This window comes from Sporolactobacillus nakayamae (assembly GCF_900113325.1).
Lineage (GTDB): Bacteria > Bacillota > Bacilli > Bacillales > Sporolactobacillaceae > Sporolactobacillus > Sporolactobacillus nakayamae.
This window is the reverse complement of sequence record NZ_FOOY01000006.1, coordinates 1-18,942: the sequence shown is the minus strand read 5'-3', so window position 1 is coordinate 18,942 and position 18,942 is coordinate 1. Positions and strand designations below refer to the sequence as shown.

The 18,942-nt window shown below is 46.4% G+C and carries 15 protein-coding genes and 1 riboswitch; of the genes, 11 read left to right on the top strand and 4 right to left on the bottom strand.

Going from position 1 to position 18,942, the window contains the following annotated elements; translation table 11 throughout:
* Nucleotides 1-291 precede the first annotated feature (291 nt).
* The 3 genes from rpiA to BM003_RS04680 all read right to left on the bottom strand — a co-directional run bounded on the left by rpiA (nucleotide 292) and on the right by BM003_RS04680 (nucleotide 4,321).
* On the bottom strand, nucleotides 292-963 hold the full coding sequence (rpiA, locus tag BM003_RS04690) for a ribose-5-phosphate isomerase RpiA (RefSeq protein ID WP_093670626.1): 672 nt from the start codon (nucleotides 961-963) through the stop codon (nucleotides 292-294).
* 195 nt (nucleotides 964-1,158) lie between these two features.
* Entirely contained in the window at nucleotides 1,159-1,902 is a 744-nt protein-coding gene (locus BM003_RS04685) for a glycerophosphodiester phosphodiesterase (RefSeq protein ID WP_093670624.1), read from the bottom strand.
* 220 nt (nucleotides 1,903-2,122) lie between these two features.
* Nucleotides 2,123-4,321 carry an anthranilate synthase component I gene (locus tag BM003_RS04680; protein ID WP_093670622.1) on the bottom strand — a complete coding sequence of 733 codons (2,199 nt, stop codon included), beginning with the start codon at nucleotides 4,319-4,321 and terminating at the stop codon, nucleotides 2,123-2,125.
* Between the two features lie 269 nt (nucleotides 4,322-4,590).
* Between BM003_RS04680 and BM003_RS04675 the strand changes: the two genes are divergently transcribed.
* The 11 genes from BM003_RS04675 to BM003_RS04625 all read left to right on the top strand — a co-directional run bounded on the left by BM003_RS04675 (nucleotide 4,591) and on the right by BM003_RS04625 (nucleotide 18,326).
* The gene (locus tag BM003_RS04675; protein WP_281242866.1) at nucleotides 4,591-5,532 is read left to right on the top strand and encodes a DMT family transporter; all 942 of its coding nucleotides are present in this window, start codon (nucleotides 4,591-4,593) and stop codon (nucleotides 5,530-5,532) included.
* A 337-nt stretch (nucleotides 5,533-5,869) separates the two neighbouring features.
* Nucleotides 5,870-7,702: an APC family permease gene (locus BM003_RS04670; protein ID WP_093670618.1), complete on the top strand. Its 1,833-nt coding sequence runs from the start codon at nucleotides 5,870-5,872 to the stop codon at nucleotides 7,700-7,702.
* Nucleotides 7,703-7,965: 263 nt separating this feature from the next.
* Nucleotides 7,966-8,985, top strand: coding sequence for an efflux RND transporter periplasmic adaptor subunit (locus BM003_RS04665; RefSeq protein ID WP_093670616.1), 1,020 nt, complete (start codon nucleotides 7,966-7,968; stop codon nucleotides 8,983-8,985).
* Entirely contained in the window at nucleotides 8,982-9,668 is a 687-nt protein-coding gene (locus BM003_RS04660; RefSeq protein ID WP_093670614.1) for an ABC transporter ATP-binding protein, read from the top strand. Before BM003_RS04665 ends, BM003_RS04660 begins: the two co-directional genes overlap by 4 nt.
* Nucleotides 9,668-10,831 (top strand): ABC transporter permease, encoded by a 1,164-nt coding sequence (locus BM003_RS04655; RefSeq protein ID WP_093670612.1) that lies wholly within the window; start codon nucleotides 9,668-9,670, stop codon nucleotides 10,829-10,831. Before BM003_RS04660 ends, BM003_RS04655 begins: the two co-directional genes overlap by 1 nt.
* Nucleotides 10,832-10,909: 78 nt before the next feature.
* A complete protein-coding gene (locus BM003_RS04650) occupies nucleotides 10,910-11,581 on the top strand; it encodes a response regulator transcription factor (protein WP_093670610.1) in 672 nt (223 codons plus the stop codon).
* 7 nt (nucleotides 11,582-11,588) lie between these two features.
* Nucleotides 11,589-12,911, top strand: a complete 1,323-nt coding sequence (locus BM003_RS04645) for a sensor histidine kinase (RefSeq protein WP_093670608.1) — start codon at nucleotides 11,589-11,591, stop codon at nucleotides 12,909-12,911.
* Complete coding sequence (gene msrA, locus BM003_RS04640) at nucleotides 12,895-13,422, top strand: peptide-methionine (S)-S-oxide reductase MsrA (RefSeq protein WP_093670606.1); 528 nt, start codon at nucleotides 12,895-12,897, stop codon at nucleotides 13,420-13,422. The genes BM003_RS04645 and msrA overlap by 17 nt, the downstream gene beginning before the upstream one ends.
* 379 nt (nucleotides 13,423-13,801) lie before the next feature.
* Nucleotides 13,802-13,914, top strand: a riboswitch (SAM riboswitch).
* A gap of 254 nt (nucleotides 13,915-14,168) precedes the next feature.
* The gene (locus tag BM003_RS04635) at nucleotides 14,169-15,290 is read left to right on the top strand and encodes a methionine biosynthesis PLP-dependent protein (RefSeq protein ID WP_093670604.1); all 1,122 of its coding nucleotides are present in this window, start codon (nucleotides 14,169-14,171) and stop codon (nucleotides 15,288-15,290) included.
* Complete coding sequence (gene metC / locus BM003_RS04630; RefSeq protein WP_093670602.1) at nucleotides 15,283-16,464, top strand: cystathionine beta-lyase; 1,182 nt, start codon at nucleotides 15,283-15,285, stop codon at nucleotides 16,462-16,464. The genes BM003_RS04635 and metC overlap by 8 nt, the downstream gene beginning before the upstream one ends.
* Complete coding sequence (locus tag BM003_RS04625; RefSeq protein ID WP_093670600.1) at nucleotides 16,464-18,326, top strand: bifunctional homocysteine S-methyltransferase/methylenetetrahydrofolate reductase; 1,863 nt, start codon at nucleotides 16,464-16,466, stop codon at nucleotides 18,324-18,326. Before metC ends, BM003_RS04625 begins: the two co-directional genes overlap by 1 nt.
* Before the next feature lie 96 nt (nucleotides 18,327-18,422).
* Here BM003_RS04625 and BM003_RS04620 read toward each other — a convergent pair whose 3' ends face one another.
* Nucleotides 18,423-18,671: a hypothetical protein gene (locus BM003_RS04620; RefSeq protein ID WP_093670598.1), complete on the bottom strand. Its 249-nt coding sequence runs from the start codon at nucleotides 18,669-18,671 to the stop codon at nucleotides 18,423-18,425.
* Nucleotides 18,672-18,942 lie beyond the last annotated feature (271 nt).

Below are 18,942 nucleotides of genomic sequence, written 5' to 3'. Positions count from 1 at the left end.
CTGAACGCTGATTCTTTTGCCTGAGCGCTGATTCTTTAGCTTGAACGCTGATTCTTTTGCTCGAACAATGCAAAATTGGTCTCTTTTACTCACGTATTTTTACTTCGCCGTTTGTCTTTACTGCGTAATAATCTGCTAAAAAAATTACAAATATCCAGATTTTGAACGATTCAAGGATAGGCAGTAACGAATTTCTATTTAGCAAGGAATTAGCGGAAAGTTGAGCCAAATCATAGCAAAAAATCAAAAAATACCCCTATCTGAACCGCAGATAGGGGTATTAGAATCAGATTATCTTTCAAGTGTTTCGGTATGTCCGTCCGGATAGCCGATAATGACTTTTTCTGTCATGCCGATAAAGAGGCCGTGTTCGACGACTCCAGTGAGATGATCCAGCTCATTCGCCAATTCCTCGGCATTGGTAATGGACTGCAAATGAAGATCAAGAATGTTATGATGCGCATCGGTCACATAGGGTTGTCCATCAGCGGAGCATCGAAGCTTAGGATGATAACCTTTTCCGGTAAAATAGGCTTCAACATGTTTCCAACCAAATGGAACAACCTCGACAGGGAGAGGAAAAGTGCCTAACTGTTCGACTTTTTTGCTGCTGTCCACAATCCAGATCCGTCGATCAGACGCTTTGGCCACCAGTTTTTCATAGAGCAGAGCGCCGCCTCCGCCTTTAATGCCGCTTAATTGTGAGTCAACTTCATCGGCTCCATCGATGGTCACATCAATTTTTGTCACTTCATTGAGCGGAAGCATCGGAATTCTCCATTCCTTAGCAAGATCGATTGTTTTCTGAGAGGTCGCGACACCGGTTAGTTCAAAACCGTCTGCTACTTTTTCGGCAAGTGCCTCTAGAAAGTAGTAAACGGTCGAGCCGGTGCCCAGGCCAATGGTCATTCCTTCTTTAATTTCGTCTATAGCTTTTTGTCCTGCTGCTTGTTTCCCGTTCATCATTATCCCTCGTTTTCTATTGAATGCATGTAATGTGTCTATTGCCATGATCGCTACATGTGGGAACGTTCTCATTTTTATTATAGCTAAAGTAGTGAGCAGTTCCAATGTACATTTTTCGGGAACTTGTTGATTCGTTGGCAAAAAAAGAACATGTCTCTTCTATTAGAAAAAGCGACATGTTCTCAGTAGCAGTTATTTGTTTATCGTTTCATAACTTTTGCGCAGATCTAGGGCGGCCTCCGGATGATCCGTAATGATGGCGTCGAGCCCCATTTCAAAAGCAAGCTGCATGTTTTTCGGCTGATTCACAGTCCAGGCACGAACCTTGATGCCATGATTCTGCAGCTGTGCCGCAGTTTCCGAAAGGGCAGTGGGTTGCCATAAATGCTGAGCAGTTGCACCGACCTGCTCCGTATAGCGCCAAGGATCGGCAAGACGTTCCCATAAAAGGAGGGCGATCTCTGCATTCGGCTTAATCTGCTTCAATCGAATCAAGGATTCATGATTGAAGGAAGAATACACAACAGGCAAAAGCGGACGATACTGATCAACGAGATCAGCAACACGCGCTTCAATACTTGGGTAGACGTTGCGATCCGTTTTAAATTCTATATTCAGGACACCTTGGTAATTTTTCAGAAGCTCGAGCACTTGACTAAGGGTGGGTACACGTTCACCTTTGAACTTCGGTGAAAACCAAGAACCGGCGTCGAATCGTTTTAATTCTTCTAATGTATACGATTTAATCTGTCCCTTGCCATTGGTTGTCCGATCAATTTTTTCGTCGTGCATGACAACGACTTGCTGATCTTTAGTCAAATGTACATCCAATTCGATGCCGTCACTTCCGACACGCATCGCCTCTTCAAATGATGCGAGTGTATTTTCAGGCCTGTTGCTTTTACTGCCGCGATGGGCGTATACAGCTGTTTTCATGATAAATCCTCCTCATCCGTTGCAACGCGGTGAATCTCATCATTAGAACTAATCGCTGGATATCACGGAAAACTGGCGGTTTTAATGCAGGTTCACCTTTTGTTATGGCAATATGTCTAATCTATGATTGCAGGGCTGAAGTGATGTTGACAGGGAATAGACCGTAAAAGAAAGTGCTCGGTGCAAAAGAATAGGACAGTTGAAACCGATATCAATCGTTTCATTGATTTCCGGTGGGCTGCAGACGGACCATACGGAAAACATTTTTTAGGATTTTCATACCGGCTTGTGCGTCAAGAGACATTATAGACTCGGGATGAAACTGAACAGCAGCAATCGGAAGGCTCCGGTGCTCGATCGCCATAATGATATCATCCTCCGATTTTGCCGTAGCTACCAGATCTGTCGGCAGTTGATCGGCATAAATTGAATGATAACGCCCGGCTTTGAACGGTTGCGGCACATCCTTAAATAAAAAACTTCCGTTGTGGCTAATGGTTGATGCTTTGCCGTGAGCCGGAACGGGCAAGACGGCAAGCGATCCGCCAAAATAATTGACGATGCCTTGAAGGCCAAGGCAGATACCGAATAAGGGGAGACGATGCTTGATACATAGATCAATCGTTTCCTGCATTTGAAAACGCTCAGGGCGGCCGGGTCCGGGTGAAAGGACGACAAGATCAATCGGCTCAGCGCCGATACGGATCATTCTGCGGGCTGCCGGACTGCGCCTGACGGTAACCCTCGCGCCAAGCGTTTGGAAGTATCCGGACAGCGTATGGACAAAGGAATCTTCATGATCGACAAATAGAATGTGAAGCGGGTGCTCCGCATATTCTGCTCCATTTTGGCTCGGGACATTCTGCTCTTTGTCAACAACCGGATGAAGTGCTTCGATCAGCGCGCCTGCTTTGGTAAGTGTTTCGCGTTCCTCGCTTTCCGGATCAGAATCATAGAGCAGAGTGGCACCAACGCGGATTTTCGCTTCACCTTTTTGAAGACGCAGACATCTTAAGGCAAGCCCGGTATTCATGTCGCCATTGAATCCCATCCAGCCGACAGCGCCGCCGTACCAGCCGCGCGCGGTTCTTTCATGACGCTCGATCCAACGCATCGCTTCACGTTTCGGTGCTCCGGTGATCGTCACCGCCCACATATGGCTGATAAACGCGTCAATAGCGTCGAAACCTTCTTTTAGATGTCCCTTAATGTGGTCAACCGTATGGAATAAGTGAGAATACGTTTCAATTTGGCGCCTGCCGATTACTTCCACAGAGCCCGGAACACAGATTCTCGATTTATCATTACGATCGACATCCGTGCACATTGTGAGTTCAGATTCCTCTTTTTCAGAGCTAAGCAATGTCTTAATTTGCTCGGCGTCCTCAATCGCAGATCCCTTTCTCTTGATCGTTCCCGAGATCGGGCAGGTTTCGACGGTCGTTCCGTCGACACGAACAAACATTTCAGGAGAACAGCCGATTAAGAATTCTTCGTTATTTAAATGAATTAAGAATCCATAGGGACTGGGATTGATCTGTTGCAGCCGTTGGAAGATTTGCGAAGGACGGCTAGAGCAGTTTCGCGTCAGGACGCGGCTAGGTACCACCTCGAATAAGTCGCCCTTGCTAAATGCGTCCTTTGCCTTGCGAACAAGTTCGGCATAATCACCTTCCTTGTCTGCATAGCCCAATGAAGTTCCGGACTTTTTCAGAGCGTGAAAAGGGTAGCGGGTTCCTGAATGGGGCAGATCCTTCGTCGTGAAGCTGCCATAGGTAAAATCATAGTTTATTTTACAGGCCTCGTTCTTCTCACGGTCAACAACAATCAGTTCATCCGGAAAATAGAGCTGTAAATCATTTTGACTGGGATCGCGTTCTTTATTCAAAGAATAGCGCTCAAACTGGAGAACAAGATCGAATCCGAATGCACCATACAAGCCGAGAAACGCGTCATCCGTTTGAAACAAGGATTGAATTTCTCGCAGCACCGAAAAGATTGAGGAACGTTTTGTACGGTTTTCTTCTTTAATCAACGCGTCATCTGTTCGTTTGATCGTACCGGCTAGCTCATCAAGACTATTCTGAACCAGCAGAACATCGGGATTGGATAAATGATCAGTCAAGAAAGCGATCAGCACTTTGCCGCGACTGTTCAGTGCCTTAATCCGAAACGCATCATTTTTTGATGTGAGTTCGAGTGGCGGGTTAACAAAACCGATATCCCAGCGTGAATAACGGCCGGGAAAATGATAGGCACTGGAAAACAGGGCGCCTTTATACTCGTCAAGTTTCTTTTGGATCTTAAGAATGGAAGGTTCTCCGGAGATGGGTACTTGGTTTCGGGTGATGTTCATGCCCTTGCCTGTGGAATAATGAATGGACTTGTGAAATTGATCAATTTCTGTTAGAAAACTCATCTTATTATCCTCCTGTATAAGTGTTTTTTATACAGAAGAGCAACGGTGAATCAGAAGAAGATAACAAATAAAAGCAAGCCCGGACGGACCCACGATAAATGTGCGATTCTGTTCTCAACTCTGCTCTTCTTTACTCAGCTGAACTATGCTAAACTATACTATCTACAGCATACATAGGAATTGAAATTTAAGCAACATGTAATAGATTAAGTGGAAAAAAGGGCACAAAAAGACAGAGCGCGGCGAAGAACAGTGAGAGGACGAATAAGATGACTGAATTTGTGCAGCGGGTTACCAGAGTACGGTCCTGGAAGAGGCCGCTCGGAATGATGCTTGTGCTGAGCGGGGCGACACTATGGGGGGTGTCGGGAAATGTCGCACAATATTTATTTGAACGGCAGCAAATTGATGCCGGCTGGCTGACTTCTGTGCGGATGCTGGCAGCGGGAATCCTATTGCTCGCTTTGACGCAAGGCGGTAAGGACAGACGTCTGACGTGGACTGTTTGGAGGAGACGAAAGTCGGCGGCGGGATTGCTGATTTTTGGTTTGATTGGCATGATTGGCGCACAATATACCTACTTCGAAGCAATTGCGGCAGGAAACGCGGCGACCGCGACACTCTTGCAGTATCTAAGCCCTGTATTGATCATGCTGTATTTGATTATTCGCTGGCGAAAAAAACCAAGTGTGACGGAAATTGCGGCCATTTTCACAGCGATCTTGGGCGTTTTTCTGCTTGTTACGAAGGGTCATCCGGATCAAATTTCGATCGCTCCATTAGCTGTTTTTTGGGGGCTTATGTCAGCACTTGGCGGTGCGATCTACGCAATACAACCAGGAGCACTTTTAAAAAAGTATGGGCCGGGCCTTGTTGTTGGTTGGGGGATGGTCATTGGCGGTGCCGCAATGAGCTGTTTCTTCCCACCCTGGAAATTTCACGGGGTGCTCTCTGTTCAGTCACTAGCTGGTGTCGTTTTTGTTATCTTATTCGGAACATTGCTCGCCTTTTATTTGTACTTGGCGAGTTTAAAGTATTTAAAGCCAATTGAAACCAGCCTGCTTGGTTGCGCCGAGCCGCTATCCGCAGCTGTTGTCAGCGTCGTTTGGATGCACGTACCCTTTACACTAGTCGATTGGATCGGAGCAATTTGTATTATTGGGACTGTGATCATGTTGGCTCTGGCACAGAAAGCAATTACGACAAAATAGGGACTATGTTGAGAAAATAAAAGGGAAAAGATGTCGCATGCTGATTATTGCCTGGGAAATTAAGACGAATCACGCGTATTTATTTTGATCCTGCTGTTTTGTGCGTAACAATAAGAAGTGAAAAAGAGTTGCGTCGATTTATGGTCTCAATTCTCGTAGGCAATACTATAAACGAAATACTCCCTCTTGCTTCCATGAACGTCACGACTTACAATCGATCTGCGGAAAAGAATAACGTCTTCTTGCAGTGATGAGACGATCGTTTCTTTTCGCATAACTAAAACGAATTTTGCAAACAACTTCGCGTGGCGCTGTCATGTGAAAAGGAGTAGAAAGTATGTTAATGAAGTTGAAACGATTGCTGATCGGCAGACCGTTAAAAACAAATGAATCAAGTAATCAAAAGTTAAATAAATTTAAGGCTCTGGCTGTATTGTCTTCCGATGCATTGTCTTCGGTAGCTTATGGTCCGGAACAGATTCTCATTGTGCTGATGGCCGCGGGGAGCAGCGCACTTTGGTTTTCACTGCCCATTTCTCTTGGTGTTCTTATTCTGTTGATCGCACTTGTCCTATCCTACCGACAAATTATTTTCGCTTACCCGCAAGGCGGCGGTGCTTATATGGTAGCTAAGGAAAATCTCGGAACGAATTTTGGGCTGACTGCGGGCGGCGCGTTGCTCGTCGATTATATTCTGACGGTCGCCGTTAGTATTTCTGCGGGAACCGATGCCATCACGTCGGCATTTCCGTCACTTCATGAGCATAGCGTGACTGTGGCTGTGGTCATTGTTGTGATCATTACAATATTGAATTTGCGCGGCTTGACCGATTCAGCGACTTTATTGTCTTACCCGGTATATTTCTTTGTCCTCATGATGCTGATCATCATCGGAGGCGGTTTTTTTGCTGCTTTTACCGGCCATACCGCCCCCATTCATCAGCACGCGGCGGTGGGTACACCGGTTATGGGTGTCAGCTTGTTTTTTTTGCTGCGTGCTTTCTCATCCGGCTGCTCTGCATTGACCGGTGTCGAAGCAATTTCAAATGCGATACCGAGTTTTAAGGATCCCGCACCAAAAAACGCTGCCCGTACGCTTCTGATGATGGGCGGTATTCTTGCTGCTTTATTAGCCGGAATTGTTTACCTGGCCTATTGGTTCGGCGTACATCCAACGAGTGATCAGACTGTACTTTCTCAGCTTTCCAGCAATCTGTTCGGGCGCACCTTTTTTTATTACATTATTCAGGCGTCCACCGCGTTAATCTTGATTTTGGCGGCGAATACGGGGTACTCTGCATTTCCTTTGCTCGCATTTAATTTAGCTAAGGATAAATATATGCCGCGGCCGTTCAAGGTCAAGGGAGACCGATTAGGGTTCTCAAATGGTATTCTAACTTTGGGCGCTCTTTCCATTTTGCTTATTATCATTTTCGAAGGACGAACGGAAAATCTGATTCCACTCTATGCGGTTGGTGTTTTTATTCCGTTTTCGCTCTCCCAGACCGGTATGATTGTTCACTGGATTAAGAAACGGCCAAAAGGCTGGCAGGGTAAGCTGATGATCAACCTGCTCGGAGCGTTAATTTGCTATCTGATTCTTGTCATTTTCTTTTTGACCAAATTCCCGCAGATCTGGCCGGTGCTCATTTTTGTGCCGATTGTAGTCACTATTTTTCATAAAATCCATGAACATTATATGCTGGTGGCTCAGCAGCTGCGCGTTGATTTTTCCGATCCTGTGCCAACCATCCATGTATCGGACAATATCATTGTCGTGCCGGTAGCGGGGATCACAAAGGTCGTTGAGCAATCATTGACGTATGCCAAATCACTGTCCGGTAATGTGGTTGCGGTATTTGTCGGAGACAGTCCTGAAGCGATCACTAAGATGAATCAGGAGTGGAACGAATGGGATCCGGGCGTAAGATTAGTTGCGCTTCATTCTCCATATCGAAGCATTGTCAGTCCACTCGACAAATTTATTAGCACGGTAAAATACAAAGCTGATATGCGAGGTGCAACAGTAACCGTTGTATTCCCGCAGTTCTATACAAAAAAATGGTGGCAGAGCTTGCTGCACAACCAATCCGGTGTTCTGATCAAAGCAAGTCTGATACGCCATAAGGATGTTGTCATTGCAACGGTTCCGTATCATTTTAAAAAATAAATAAACGACCGATTGGCGCGGCAGTTCGCGCCCATTTTTTATTGGTATGATGAGTCGGCATCGCGCGCACATAAAATCATCGCAATAAAAACCAGTCATAAAAAAATGCGAACCTTCACACCTGAAAGGTCCGTATTTTTTTGCTTTTTTGCTCTAGCAAAACGCACGCCCTTCAAATTATGATCCTTAAGCAAATATTAAGAAAGAATCATTAAACTAAACCCATAACATAGTACATTTGAAAAAGCGGAGGGGTTTGGGAAATGAAGAAAATCTGGATTATTAGTTTAATTTTGGTCATTGCCGTTGGAGGAGGCGCGGCATACTGGTATTTCTCACGGGACAAGTCGGCAAATAACACGACGATGATCCCAACGACGACCGTTAAGAAAGGAACACTGTCAACAGATGTCAGTGGTTCGGGTACACTAACTCCGGCTGTTGATCAGGATGTGACGATTGACTCAGACGATGCTTCAAAGACCATTTACAGTGTTGATGTTGCAAAGAACGATAAAGTCGATAAAGGTGATAAGCTCGTGACATTCACTGATGGCACAACGCTTACTGCTCCAAAATCCGGAACGGTGACAAGTATCGAGGTTTATGAAGGTGATCGAGTGAACGCCGGACAGAAAATTGTACATCTTACCAATTACAGTGACCTGAATACCGTTGTACAAATTGACGAATTGGACATTGCGAAAATAAAAGAAGGTCAAGCGGTTTCTGTTGTCGTGAACGCATATCCGAGCAAGATATTCAACGGCAAGGTTAAATCCATTGCCAAGGAAGGTACGAGTACAAACGGAACATCGTCCTTTGATGTGACGATCCATCTCTCGAAGTCAACCGGGTTGAAGCCAGGCATGACCACGACTGCAAATATTGTATTGGAGAAAAAAACAAGCGCACTTTATCTTCCATCCGGAGCGGTTCACCAGAGCGGTGATGGTTATTATGTTTATTTGTCCAGCGGATCCGGCAGTACGAATAATCAGGAAGCAAGAAGATTCAGCAATGTGGAAACCGAAAGAGGCAGCCAAAAAACGGTAACAATCGGTATTCATAATGATAATTATATTGAGATCAAGTCTGGTCTTGAAGAAGGACAAACCGTTCAGTTGAACGCGATTACGAAATCATCCGGTACAACAATTTCGTCAAATGGTCAAAACCAGTTTCAAATGATGCGCTCCGGCATGAATGGAGGCTCACAAGGCGGCTTTGGCAGAGGAGGCAATCGCACGCAAAGTGGAAACGGGGGAGGCACGCGACCATGACCGAAGCCATGATCACAATGAGCAAGATTGAGAAGACCTATAAATTAGGCGATACTAGTGTTCATGCTCTGGATCATATTGATCTTTCGATAGAAAAAGGTGACTTTGTTTCCATCGTCGGTCCTTCCGGTTCGGGAAAATCCACACTCATGAATATGATGGGCTGCTTGGACAAGCCTGACGCAGGAAAATACATTTTAGGCGGAAGCCACATTGATCTGCTTAAAGATCGAGATTTGGCAGAAATTCGCAATCGAAAAATCGGGTTCATCTTTCAAAACTTTAACCTGCTTGGTAAATTAACCGCTGTGGAAAATGTAGAATTGCCCATGCTCTATCGCGGTGTCAAAACGAAAGAACGACGAGCATACGCTTTGGCGTGCTTGAGGAGCGTCGGGCTGGAAGAACGAGCCGCGCATCTTCCAAATCAGCTTTCAGGCGGCCAGCAGCAGCGCGTCGCCATCGCGCGGGCGCTAGCCGGCGATCCGCAAATTTTGCTTGCTGATGAACCAACCGGAGCGCTCGACAGCAAAACGAGCAAAGAGATTATGAATCTGCTGACAAAACTGAATGATAACGGACGCACGATTGTCTTGATCACTCATGATTTGACTGTCGCGCGCCAGGCGAAACGGACAGTCAGTATCCGTGACGGCAAGCTGCAGGAAGGTGAGCATATCTAATGAATCTATTTACTTCACTGAAAATGGCTATTCGCAATATACAGGGAAATAAAATGCGCTCTTTTTTAACCATGCTTGGCATCATTATCGGCGTAGCATCGGTTATTGCTCTGCTCGCCATCGGTCAAGGCTCCAGCAAGTCGGTTTCCGACAGTGTCACTAGTCTTGGAACCAATCTGATTACCGTCACTATAACTAATACGGATACACATTTTACAATGGATAATATGAAAGAGGTCAAGCAGACCACTGGTGTGAAATCGGTGGCACCGGTACTAAGCGGGAGAAGTACGGTGCGCAATGGCAGTACATCGTCCCAGGTCAGTGTGACCGGGACAACATCGAGTTATCAATCTATTCGTCAATTAACAGTTAAGGAAGGGCGGTTTGTGTCGGCACTCGATCAAAAATTCCGCCAGAAGGTTATCGTTCTCGGCAGCGATCTTGCCACGACACTTTTTGAAAATCAGTCACCAATCAATAAGAAGGTGCTGGTCGACGGCGAGAGTTATACGGTTGTCGGTGTGTTGAACAGCAAAGGCGGCTCTATGGGACAAAGTAGTGATGATGCGGCATTTCTTCCATTTTCAACCGCGCAGCGTCTGATGAAAACGACCTATATTACGCAGTTTTATGCCCAGGCTGAGAACCAGAATTCGGTAACTTGGGCTATGGCAGGTATTTCGCGGGTGATGAGTGAAACCTATAGCGATTCTGATGACTATAGTGTTGTAAATCAACAGGATGTTATGGAAGCAATGAGTTCAGTCACAAGCACCATGACAATGCTCCTTGCCGGTATAGCAGGAATCTCGCTGCTCGTCGGCGGCATCGGGATCATGAATATTATGCTCGTTTCCGTCACCGAACGGACACGTGAAATCGGTATTCGCAAAGCAAACGGCGCGCGGCGACGCGACATCATGCTCCAATTCTTAATTGAAGCTGCGGTGCTGAGCATGTTGGGCGGCTTGTGCGGTGTCGGCATTGGCATTCTAGCGTCGAAGATTTACGCACTTGCTACTGGAGGAACTGTTGTTTACTCCCTTTCAATCATGGCGGCAGCGTTCCTATTTTCTGCAATTGTCGGTATGGTGTTTGGCGTTTTCCCGGCTTACAAAGCGTCGAAGCTTAACCCGATCGATGCGCTCCGCACCGAGTAATTTCCGCGGCAACTTTTCAACATCGGCTCTTTATGTGTAAAATGAAGTTAATGATTGTGTGAATGAGAGGTGTTTTCTATGCGGCTGCTGGTTGTTGAGGACAATAAAAATTTACTGAAAGAGATTGTCCGACTGCTTTCAGAGGAATACACGGTTGACTCGGCAGAGGACGGTGACGAAGCACTGTATTTAGCGGAGCAGAATATTTATGACGCGATCGTTTTGGATGTCATGCTTCCGGGGATGGACGGCTTCGAAGTGACCGAACAGATCAGAGCGAAGGGCGTCGCGACACCCATTATTTTTCTGACTGCCCGTGATACTGTCGATGACCGTGTAAAAGGCCTGAATTTGGGCGGTGATGACTACATGGTCAAGCCATTCCAGAACATGGAACTGAAAGCAAGGGTGGCCGCAATTCTGCGTCGCAGTTCGCCAATGTCGCTCGATCACACCTTGCGCTATAAAGGCATTGAAATTGACAATAAGCGAAAACAGATCAAGGTGGATGGAGACGCTCTTGCGTTTACAACGAAACAATATGATTTACTGGAATACTTGGTGCAGAACGAGGATCAAATACTCACACGTGAGCAGATATTCGACCGCATCTGGGGCTTTGATTCCGACACAACGGTGGGCATCGTCGAAGTGTATATCCACCAATTACGGAAAAAATTGAAGAACTATGCATATGACGCCGATATCCAGACCGTCCGCGGTATTGGGTATATGCTGACGGATAAGTGAGTGCGCCATGACTCTTTTTCGGAAGACACTTATAAAATTAACAATTTTGAATGCCGCATTACTGATTCTGCTGCTTGGTATCTTAAGCGGAACGATTTATTTCTATGAACAAAGTGTGACCTTTCGTGATAGTAACAAGATGCTAAAGGATGCAGCTTCGGGTAAAATGCCTCATCGCAGCCCAATGCGGGGGCAAGACGCGGTAGATCAGCAGCGCCTGCGTACCAATCCACGGTTGAGCTGGGTTCTTACAAACAGTAGCGATGAGCAAATTGAATCAAGTATGGATACTTATCTGGGCACTGAAGGGGCAAAAAATTTTTTTAAGCCTTTTTTAAAAGTAACTGCGGGCAGTACCGTTGAAATAAAAGTTGGCAAAACCTATTATCATCTGCATGCTCAAAAAGGCAAGTTATTAAATGGTAAAACAGTAAAGATCATTTTTGGTGTTGATGTGACTCCGGAGAAAAATCTGCTCAACACATTGCGTTCGATCATTCTTTACGGTCTAATCATCGGCGCGCTGGTTTCAATTGTCGTCGGTTACTTTCTTGCCCGGCGCGCGCTTCGGCCGATTGAGAAGGCGTGGGATCGGCAAAATCGCTTTGTTGCAGACGCTTCGCATGAGTTACGTACACCGCTGTCTATTATTCAATTGAAAATTGAAGGCCTGCTTCGGCAGCCGAGGCAAAAGGTTCAGGAGGTCGGCGAGGATATCGCCGTCATGCTTGACGAGACACGCAGGCTGTCCAAGCTTGTCGGAAATTTGCTGACCTTGGCGCGCTCAGATTCGAATCGGCTTGAGATAAACCTTGCGCCGCTTGACTTGAGTGCGATGCTAAAAAAAGTAACCGAGCCATTTGCGGAAATGGCTGATTTCGAAGAGAAATCCTTCACACTTGACGGAGCGGACGATCCCATTTACATTAATGGTGATGAACAGCGTGTACATCAACTGCTCGTCATCCTTTTGGACAATGCGATGAAATTTACGCCAAAGGGTGGAGCAATCACAGTGGATTGTTCGCGGGAAAACAAATATGCACGGCTTAGTGTATCTGACAGCGGATGCGGCATTTCGGACGAAGATCTCCCGCATATTTTTGATCGATTCTACCAGGTAGACAGCGCACGCAGCGGTCAAAAAGGAACAGGGCTAGGGCTTTCGATCGCCGAATGGATTGTTCAAAAGCATCGCGGGAAAATTGAAGCAACAAGCGCTGTTGACGAGGGGACAACATTTATCGTACGGCTGCCCCTGTTGAAAAATGAACCGGAAGACCAAAAAGAGGTCCACGAAGGAGACAAGACAAATGACTCAAATTCTTGAAACAGCGACTTTTGCCGGAGGATGCTTTTGGTGTATGGTGAAGCCGTTCGACACGTTGCCGGGCATTGAGAAGGTTGTCTCGGGTTATACAGGCGGGAATCTTGAAAATCCGTCCTACGAGCAAGTGAAAACTGGGAAGACCGGCCACATGGAAGCCATTCAAATTCTCTTCAATCCTGAATTGTTTCCCTATGAAAAGCTTCTCGACTTGTACTGGACTCAGGTCGATCCGACCGATGACGGTGGCCAATTCTTTGACCGCGGCGACAACTATCGTACGGCGATTTTCTACCATGATGATGTGCAAAAGAGGGCGGCGGAGCGATCTAAAGCAGATTTAGCCGCGAGCGGACGCTTTCTCAAACCAATCGTCACTCGGATTTTGCCTGAGGCTCCGTTTTATCCTGCCGAAGAAGAGCATCAGAAATTTTACAAAAAGCACCCGGACCGTTACAAGGCTGAACGCGTGGAATCCGGACGTGATGCGTTTATTAAGGAAACATGGGAATAAAATTTGATTAGAAGAACGCTTCCATAGTATTGTGGAAGTTTTTTTGTTGGCTTGGAATCCAAAAAAATGTGTGAAAAGGTGATTAGATGAACGTAAATGCTGATTTATGCACAGGAATCACTGGATATATCGCGAAAAGGAGAAGGCGCTTGTGATTCGGCCAGGTCTTTTTCTCTGCAACATACCTGATTGAGAATCTGATCTTGTCGCTCAGTGAGAGACAGCAAGATATAAATATGATCCGACTTTGAAGCTTGCATTTCGCCTAGCGCATGTGCTGAATAAACGAGCGGACGAACTTTTTCAAAAAATGAATAAATCCTTGAAAAAAGACGGACTCTAGTGTAAACTAATCAACAACTGAACAAGATTATTTTGATTCTTATCAAGAGAAGCCGAGGGACTGGCCCAATGACGCTTCAGCAACCGTCGCAGAAATCATGCGACAAGGTGCTAATTCCAGCAGACTGCGTGCAGTCTGGGGGATAAGAAGAAGCCCGGTATATCAAGCCTTCTTCTTACCCGAAGAAGGCTTTTCATTTTGCGTAAATTCAGTGCGAGTGATCCGGCAATAAGCGAATGTTCGTCCTTTGGCGAACCTCACTAGGTCATCCGTTACTGTCGCGACGGCGTTTTCGTTTGTGACAAGGTCTAGGCGAAACAAAGTTTTCGTTACCATTTTTTCATTGCCCGCATGGCATATCCACCATACATGGCGATCAGTATCAGTGAAGGGGGAAGATTATATGACTTCATACAAGACAGAAACAAAGTTAACGCAGATCGGAAATGGCTTTGACGAGCTCGGTGCGGTTAACGCGCCAATCTATCTATCTACCGCTTACAGGCATGAGGGTATTGGTATTTCAAAAGGCTATGACTACATTCGGACGGGAAATCCGACACGTTCGATTCTTGAAAAGGCAATCGCAGATGTCGAAGGCGGTCAGGAAGGCTTTGCCTGCAGCTCCGGAATGAGTGCGATTCAACTCATTTTCTCATTATTCAGTACAGGTGATCATATTATTGCTTCAAGGGATCTATACGGCGGAACGTTTCGCTTTTTTGACATTCTCAGCAAGCAGTATCATCTTTCTTTTTCTTACTGGGATGGAGAAAGCCTTGATGAATTGACAGATCTCGTCTGTCCGGAGACAAAGGCGATCTTCATTGAAACACCAACCAATCCGCTGATGCGTGAAGTCGATCTTTCGGAAATTGCAAAGATTACGAAGAAAAATGATCTGCTGCTTATTGTCGACAATACGTTTTACACACCGATTTTGCAGCGGCCGATTGAACAGGGCGCTGATATCGTTGTTCACAGTGCGACGAAATATCTGAGCGGTCATAATGACGTGCTCGCGGGACTTGTGATCTCTAATCAGATAAAAGTGACAGAGAAACTGCGACTCTATCATAATTCATGCGGCGGAGTCCTTGATCCGTTTGATTCATGGCTGGTTATTCGTGGGTTAAAAACGCTTGCTCTGCGTATCCGCCAACACCAGGAAAACGCGCGTAAGATTGTCGCATACCTCAAGGAACAGCCGCTTGTGACCAAGGTACTCTATCCGGGAAAAGGCGGAATGGTCAGCTTTGAATTAACCAAGCAGGAAAATGTCGAACCCTTTCTTAAGGCGCTGCAGCTGATCACGTTTGCGGAAAGTCTTGGCGGTGTAGAAAGTCTGATAACGTATCCGGCAACGCAGACGCATGCGGATATTCCGGAACAACTGCGTTTGAAGTACGGTCTGTCCAATTCGCTGCTCCGGCTGTCGACCGGGATCGAACATTCGGATGACTTAATCAGTGACTTAAATCAAGCATTTCAATCGCTAAAGATAGGAGTAGGCGCACATGAGTGAATCGTTTCATTTTTCTACAAAACTAATTAAAGAAACGGTGGCCGTTGATCCGCAAACGGGAGCAGCCAATGTACCGGTTTATTTATCATCGACTTTTCATCAGAAGGATTTCGACCATTACGGAAAATATGACTATACACGTTCCGGCAATCCGACGCGAGATGCGCTTGAGGATGCGATCGCATCGCTTGAAGGCGGCGTGCGCGGTTTTGCGTTTGCTTCAGGTATGGCGGCAATTTCCACAGCCTTTTTACTCTTATCGGCGGGCGACCACGCTATTGTTCCGAAAAATGTTTACGGGGGCACGTTCCGCATCTTGACTCAAGTACTCGGTCGTTTCGGTATCGAGCACACCTTTGTCGACACGACGAATCTTGATGAAGTGGAACAGGCGATCAGACCGAACACGAAAGTGATTTATGTTGAGACGCCTTCAAATCCGACATTAGCTGTGACGGATATTCGGGCAGTTGCGGCTCTTGCTAAAGCACATCGATGTTTGACTTTCGTTGATAACACCTTCATGACACCGGTTTTTCAAAGGCCTCTTGAACTCGGTGCGGATCTCGTTCTGCACAGCGCGACGAAGTTTATTTCCGGACATAGCGATGTCGTTGCAGGGCTTGCGGTTGCAGGTTCTGAAGAGATTGCCGACAAATTATATTTTCTTCAAAATGCGCTTGGTGCCGTCCTAGGTGTCCAAGACTCATGGCTGCTGCTTCGCGGACTGAAAACGCTTGACGTCCGCATTCGTAAATCTGCGGATTCCGCGCGGCGAATCGCAGCATTTTTTGCGGCACAGTCTGAGGTGCGCCATGTGTTCTATCCCGGTTTGACTGATCATCCTGGGGCGAAACTTCATGCCGAGCAAGCGACTTCGGGTGGCGCTGTCCTTTCTTTTGAACTCGAAAATGAAGCGAGTGCTCGGTTGTTTGTCAACCATGTCAAGTTGCCGGTGTTCGCGGTCAGTCTTGGTGCGGTTGAATCCATTCTCTCCTATCCACCGAAAATGTCGCACGCAGAATTAAATGAAGACGAACGTGAAAAAGCGGGAATTGGCAGCGGACTTTTGCGTTTGTCCGTCGGACTTGAGGATGCGGACGATTTGATTCGTGATTTTAGCGACGCACTTGTCGATGTGCGGGCTCAGGAGACAGTGGGGAGTGGGGAATAATGCGTCAGTCGATACGTGAAGAACTGAAGAAGAGGATTTTAATTGGCGATGGAGCGATGGGAACGCTGCTCTATTCCTATGGTATTGATCGCTGTTTTGAAGAACTTAATGTCTCTCAAGCTGAAGAAGTTCGCCATGTTCATGAAGCGTATATCAACGCGGGTGCCGATGTGATTCAGACGAACACATATGGCGCAAATCAAGTTAAACTTGCGCGTTATGGCCTTGAACATGAGGTCGGACGCTTTAATCGCGCGGCAGTGCAGCTGGCAAAGCAAGCAGCGACTGCTGAGACGTATGTATTTGGGACAATCGGCGGTATACGAGGATTTCAGAAACAATCGGTGGAGATTAAAGAAATCTGTTCCGGATTCCGGGAACAAGCGGATGCTTTACTAAATGAAGGCGCCGATGGGCTTTTGCTCGAAACCTACTATGATTTCGATGAATTGCGCGAGGTACTGCAGATCGCACGCAAAATAACCGATTTGCCAATCATCGCGCACGTATCGATGCAGGAGCCGGGGGTGCTGCTGAGCGGTATGTCCTTGTCTGATGCGCTGACTCAATTGGAAGCGCTGGGCGCCGATATTGTGGGCACCAATTGCCGTCTGGGTCCATTTCATATGATCGAAGCGCTTCGCGATATTCCTTTACCAAAAAAGGCATTTTTATCTGCCTACCCGAACAGCAGCCTTCCCGATTATCGCGAAGGCAAGCTGCATTATGAAAATGAGCCTGAGTATTTCAAGAAATACGCGGTCGATTTTCGCAATGAAGGGGTTCGGCTGCTTGGCGGCTGCTGCGGAACCACGCCTGTGCAGATTCAAGCGTTCAAGCAAGGAATCTTGGAACTGGAGCCGTTGGAATCAAAAGTGGTGACGGTACAACCAGAGGTAATTAAAGTGAATAAATCGGGTGCGAATACTGAATCTCCGCTCTATGAAAAAGTGTTACAAGGGCGTTCCGTATTTGTCGAGTTCGACACACCGCGTCATTTAAATACCGCCGGCTTCTTCAGAGGGGTAAAAGCGCTTGAAGAGGCGGGTGCGGACGCGATCACGATGGCCGACAATTCGCTCGCATCACCGCGAATCAGCAATGCCGCGATCGGCAAGTTGATTAAAGACCGTTTTCAGATTCCTCCGCTTGTGCATCTCACGTGCAGGGATCGGAACCTGATTGGTCTTCAGTCGCATTTGCTCGGTCTTCATGTTCTCGGTCTTCATGACCTTCTGATTGTCACTGGAGATCCGACGAAAATTGGTGATTTTCCGGGTGCGACGTCTGTGTATGATGTCTCGTCGATGGAACTGATCAAACTGGTTAAGCAATTCAATCGCGGCATTTCGTACTCAGGTAAAAGTCTAAAGCAGCCGACCCAATTTCGGGTGGCGGCGGCCTTCAATCCGAATGTGCGTAACTTGGACCGCGCCGTACAGCGTTTGGAACGCAAAGTGGAATGCGGTGCCGATTACTTTATCTCACAGCCTGTTTTCGATAAGGAGCGAATTATCGAAATCAGTGAAGCGGCGCGAACGATCACCGCACCGATTTATATCGGCATTATGCCGCTGACTTCAGCACGCAACGCCGAGTTTCTGCACAATGAAGTGCCAGGCATTCGTTTGCCGGATGAGGTGCGCGCCAGGATGGCTGCGGCTCAAGGAAAAGAGGAAGTACGCGCCATCAGTCTCGACATTTGTCGTGAACTGATTGACACTGCAATGGAGCATTTCAGAGGTATTTATTTAATCACGCCAATGGGTCATTATTCAATGAGCGTTGAATTGCTTAAGTACATTAAAGAGAAAGAACAGGAACTGGCAGTACAGGAAAACAATGCCGGAGTAATTTTTTAAACGTGAAAAGAAAACCGTTCTTTGAATCAGAATGGTTTTCTTTTTTGTTGTATTGAATACGTGATTGAGAGCTCCGAATGATCGATGCAGATTTCTTCAAATCATTAAGCGGTCAAACGCATAACCGGTACAGATGAGCAGAATCCCGATAATAAAATGAACCTTTTTTTCATTGATTCTCGTTCTTTCTAGAATAGTGAAGATGATGCCGATCAGTCCGATGAATACGGCGCTTCGAATGAAATAGTTAGTATGAACAAGAAATAATTCGGGAAATTTTTGGTGCAACCCGGATACGATACCTATGACAAAGAGGAACAGCGGAATTCTTAATTTCCAATACATAAAATCACTTTCACCTTCTAAAAATAAGTTGCTGATTCATGAACCACAGATTAATTAGAAAGCTTTCTAGTTGTTGCGTGGTAAAGACGGAGTGCGAAGTGAATTCGTTACAAGTTTGGGTTCGATACGAGTTAGGGAATTCGCTACAACTTTCTGTGAGTCGATACGATTTTGATGTCCTTCGATACGATTTTCCTTCGGTTCGATACGAGTTAGGGAATTCGTTACGACTTTCTGTGAGTTCGATACGATTTTGAGGTCCTTCGATACG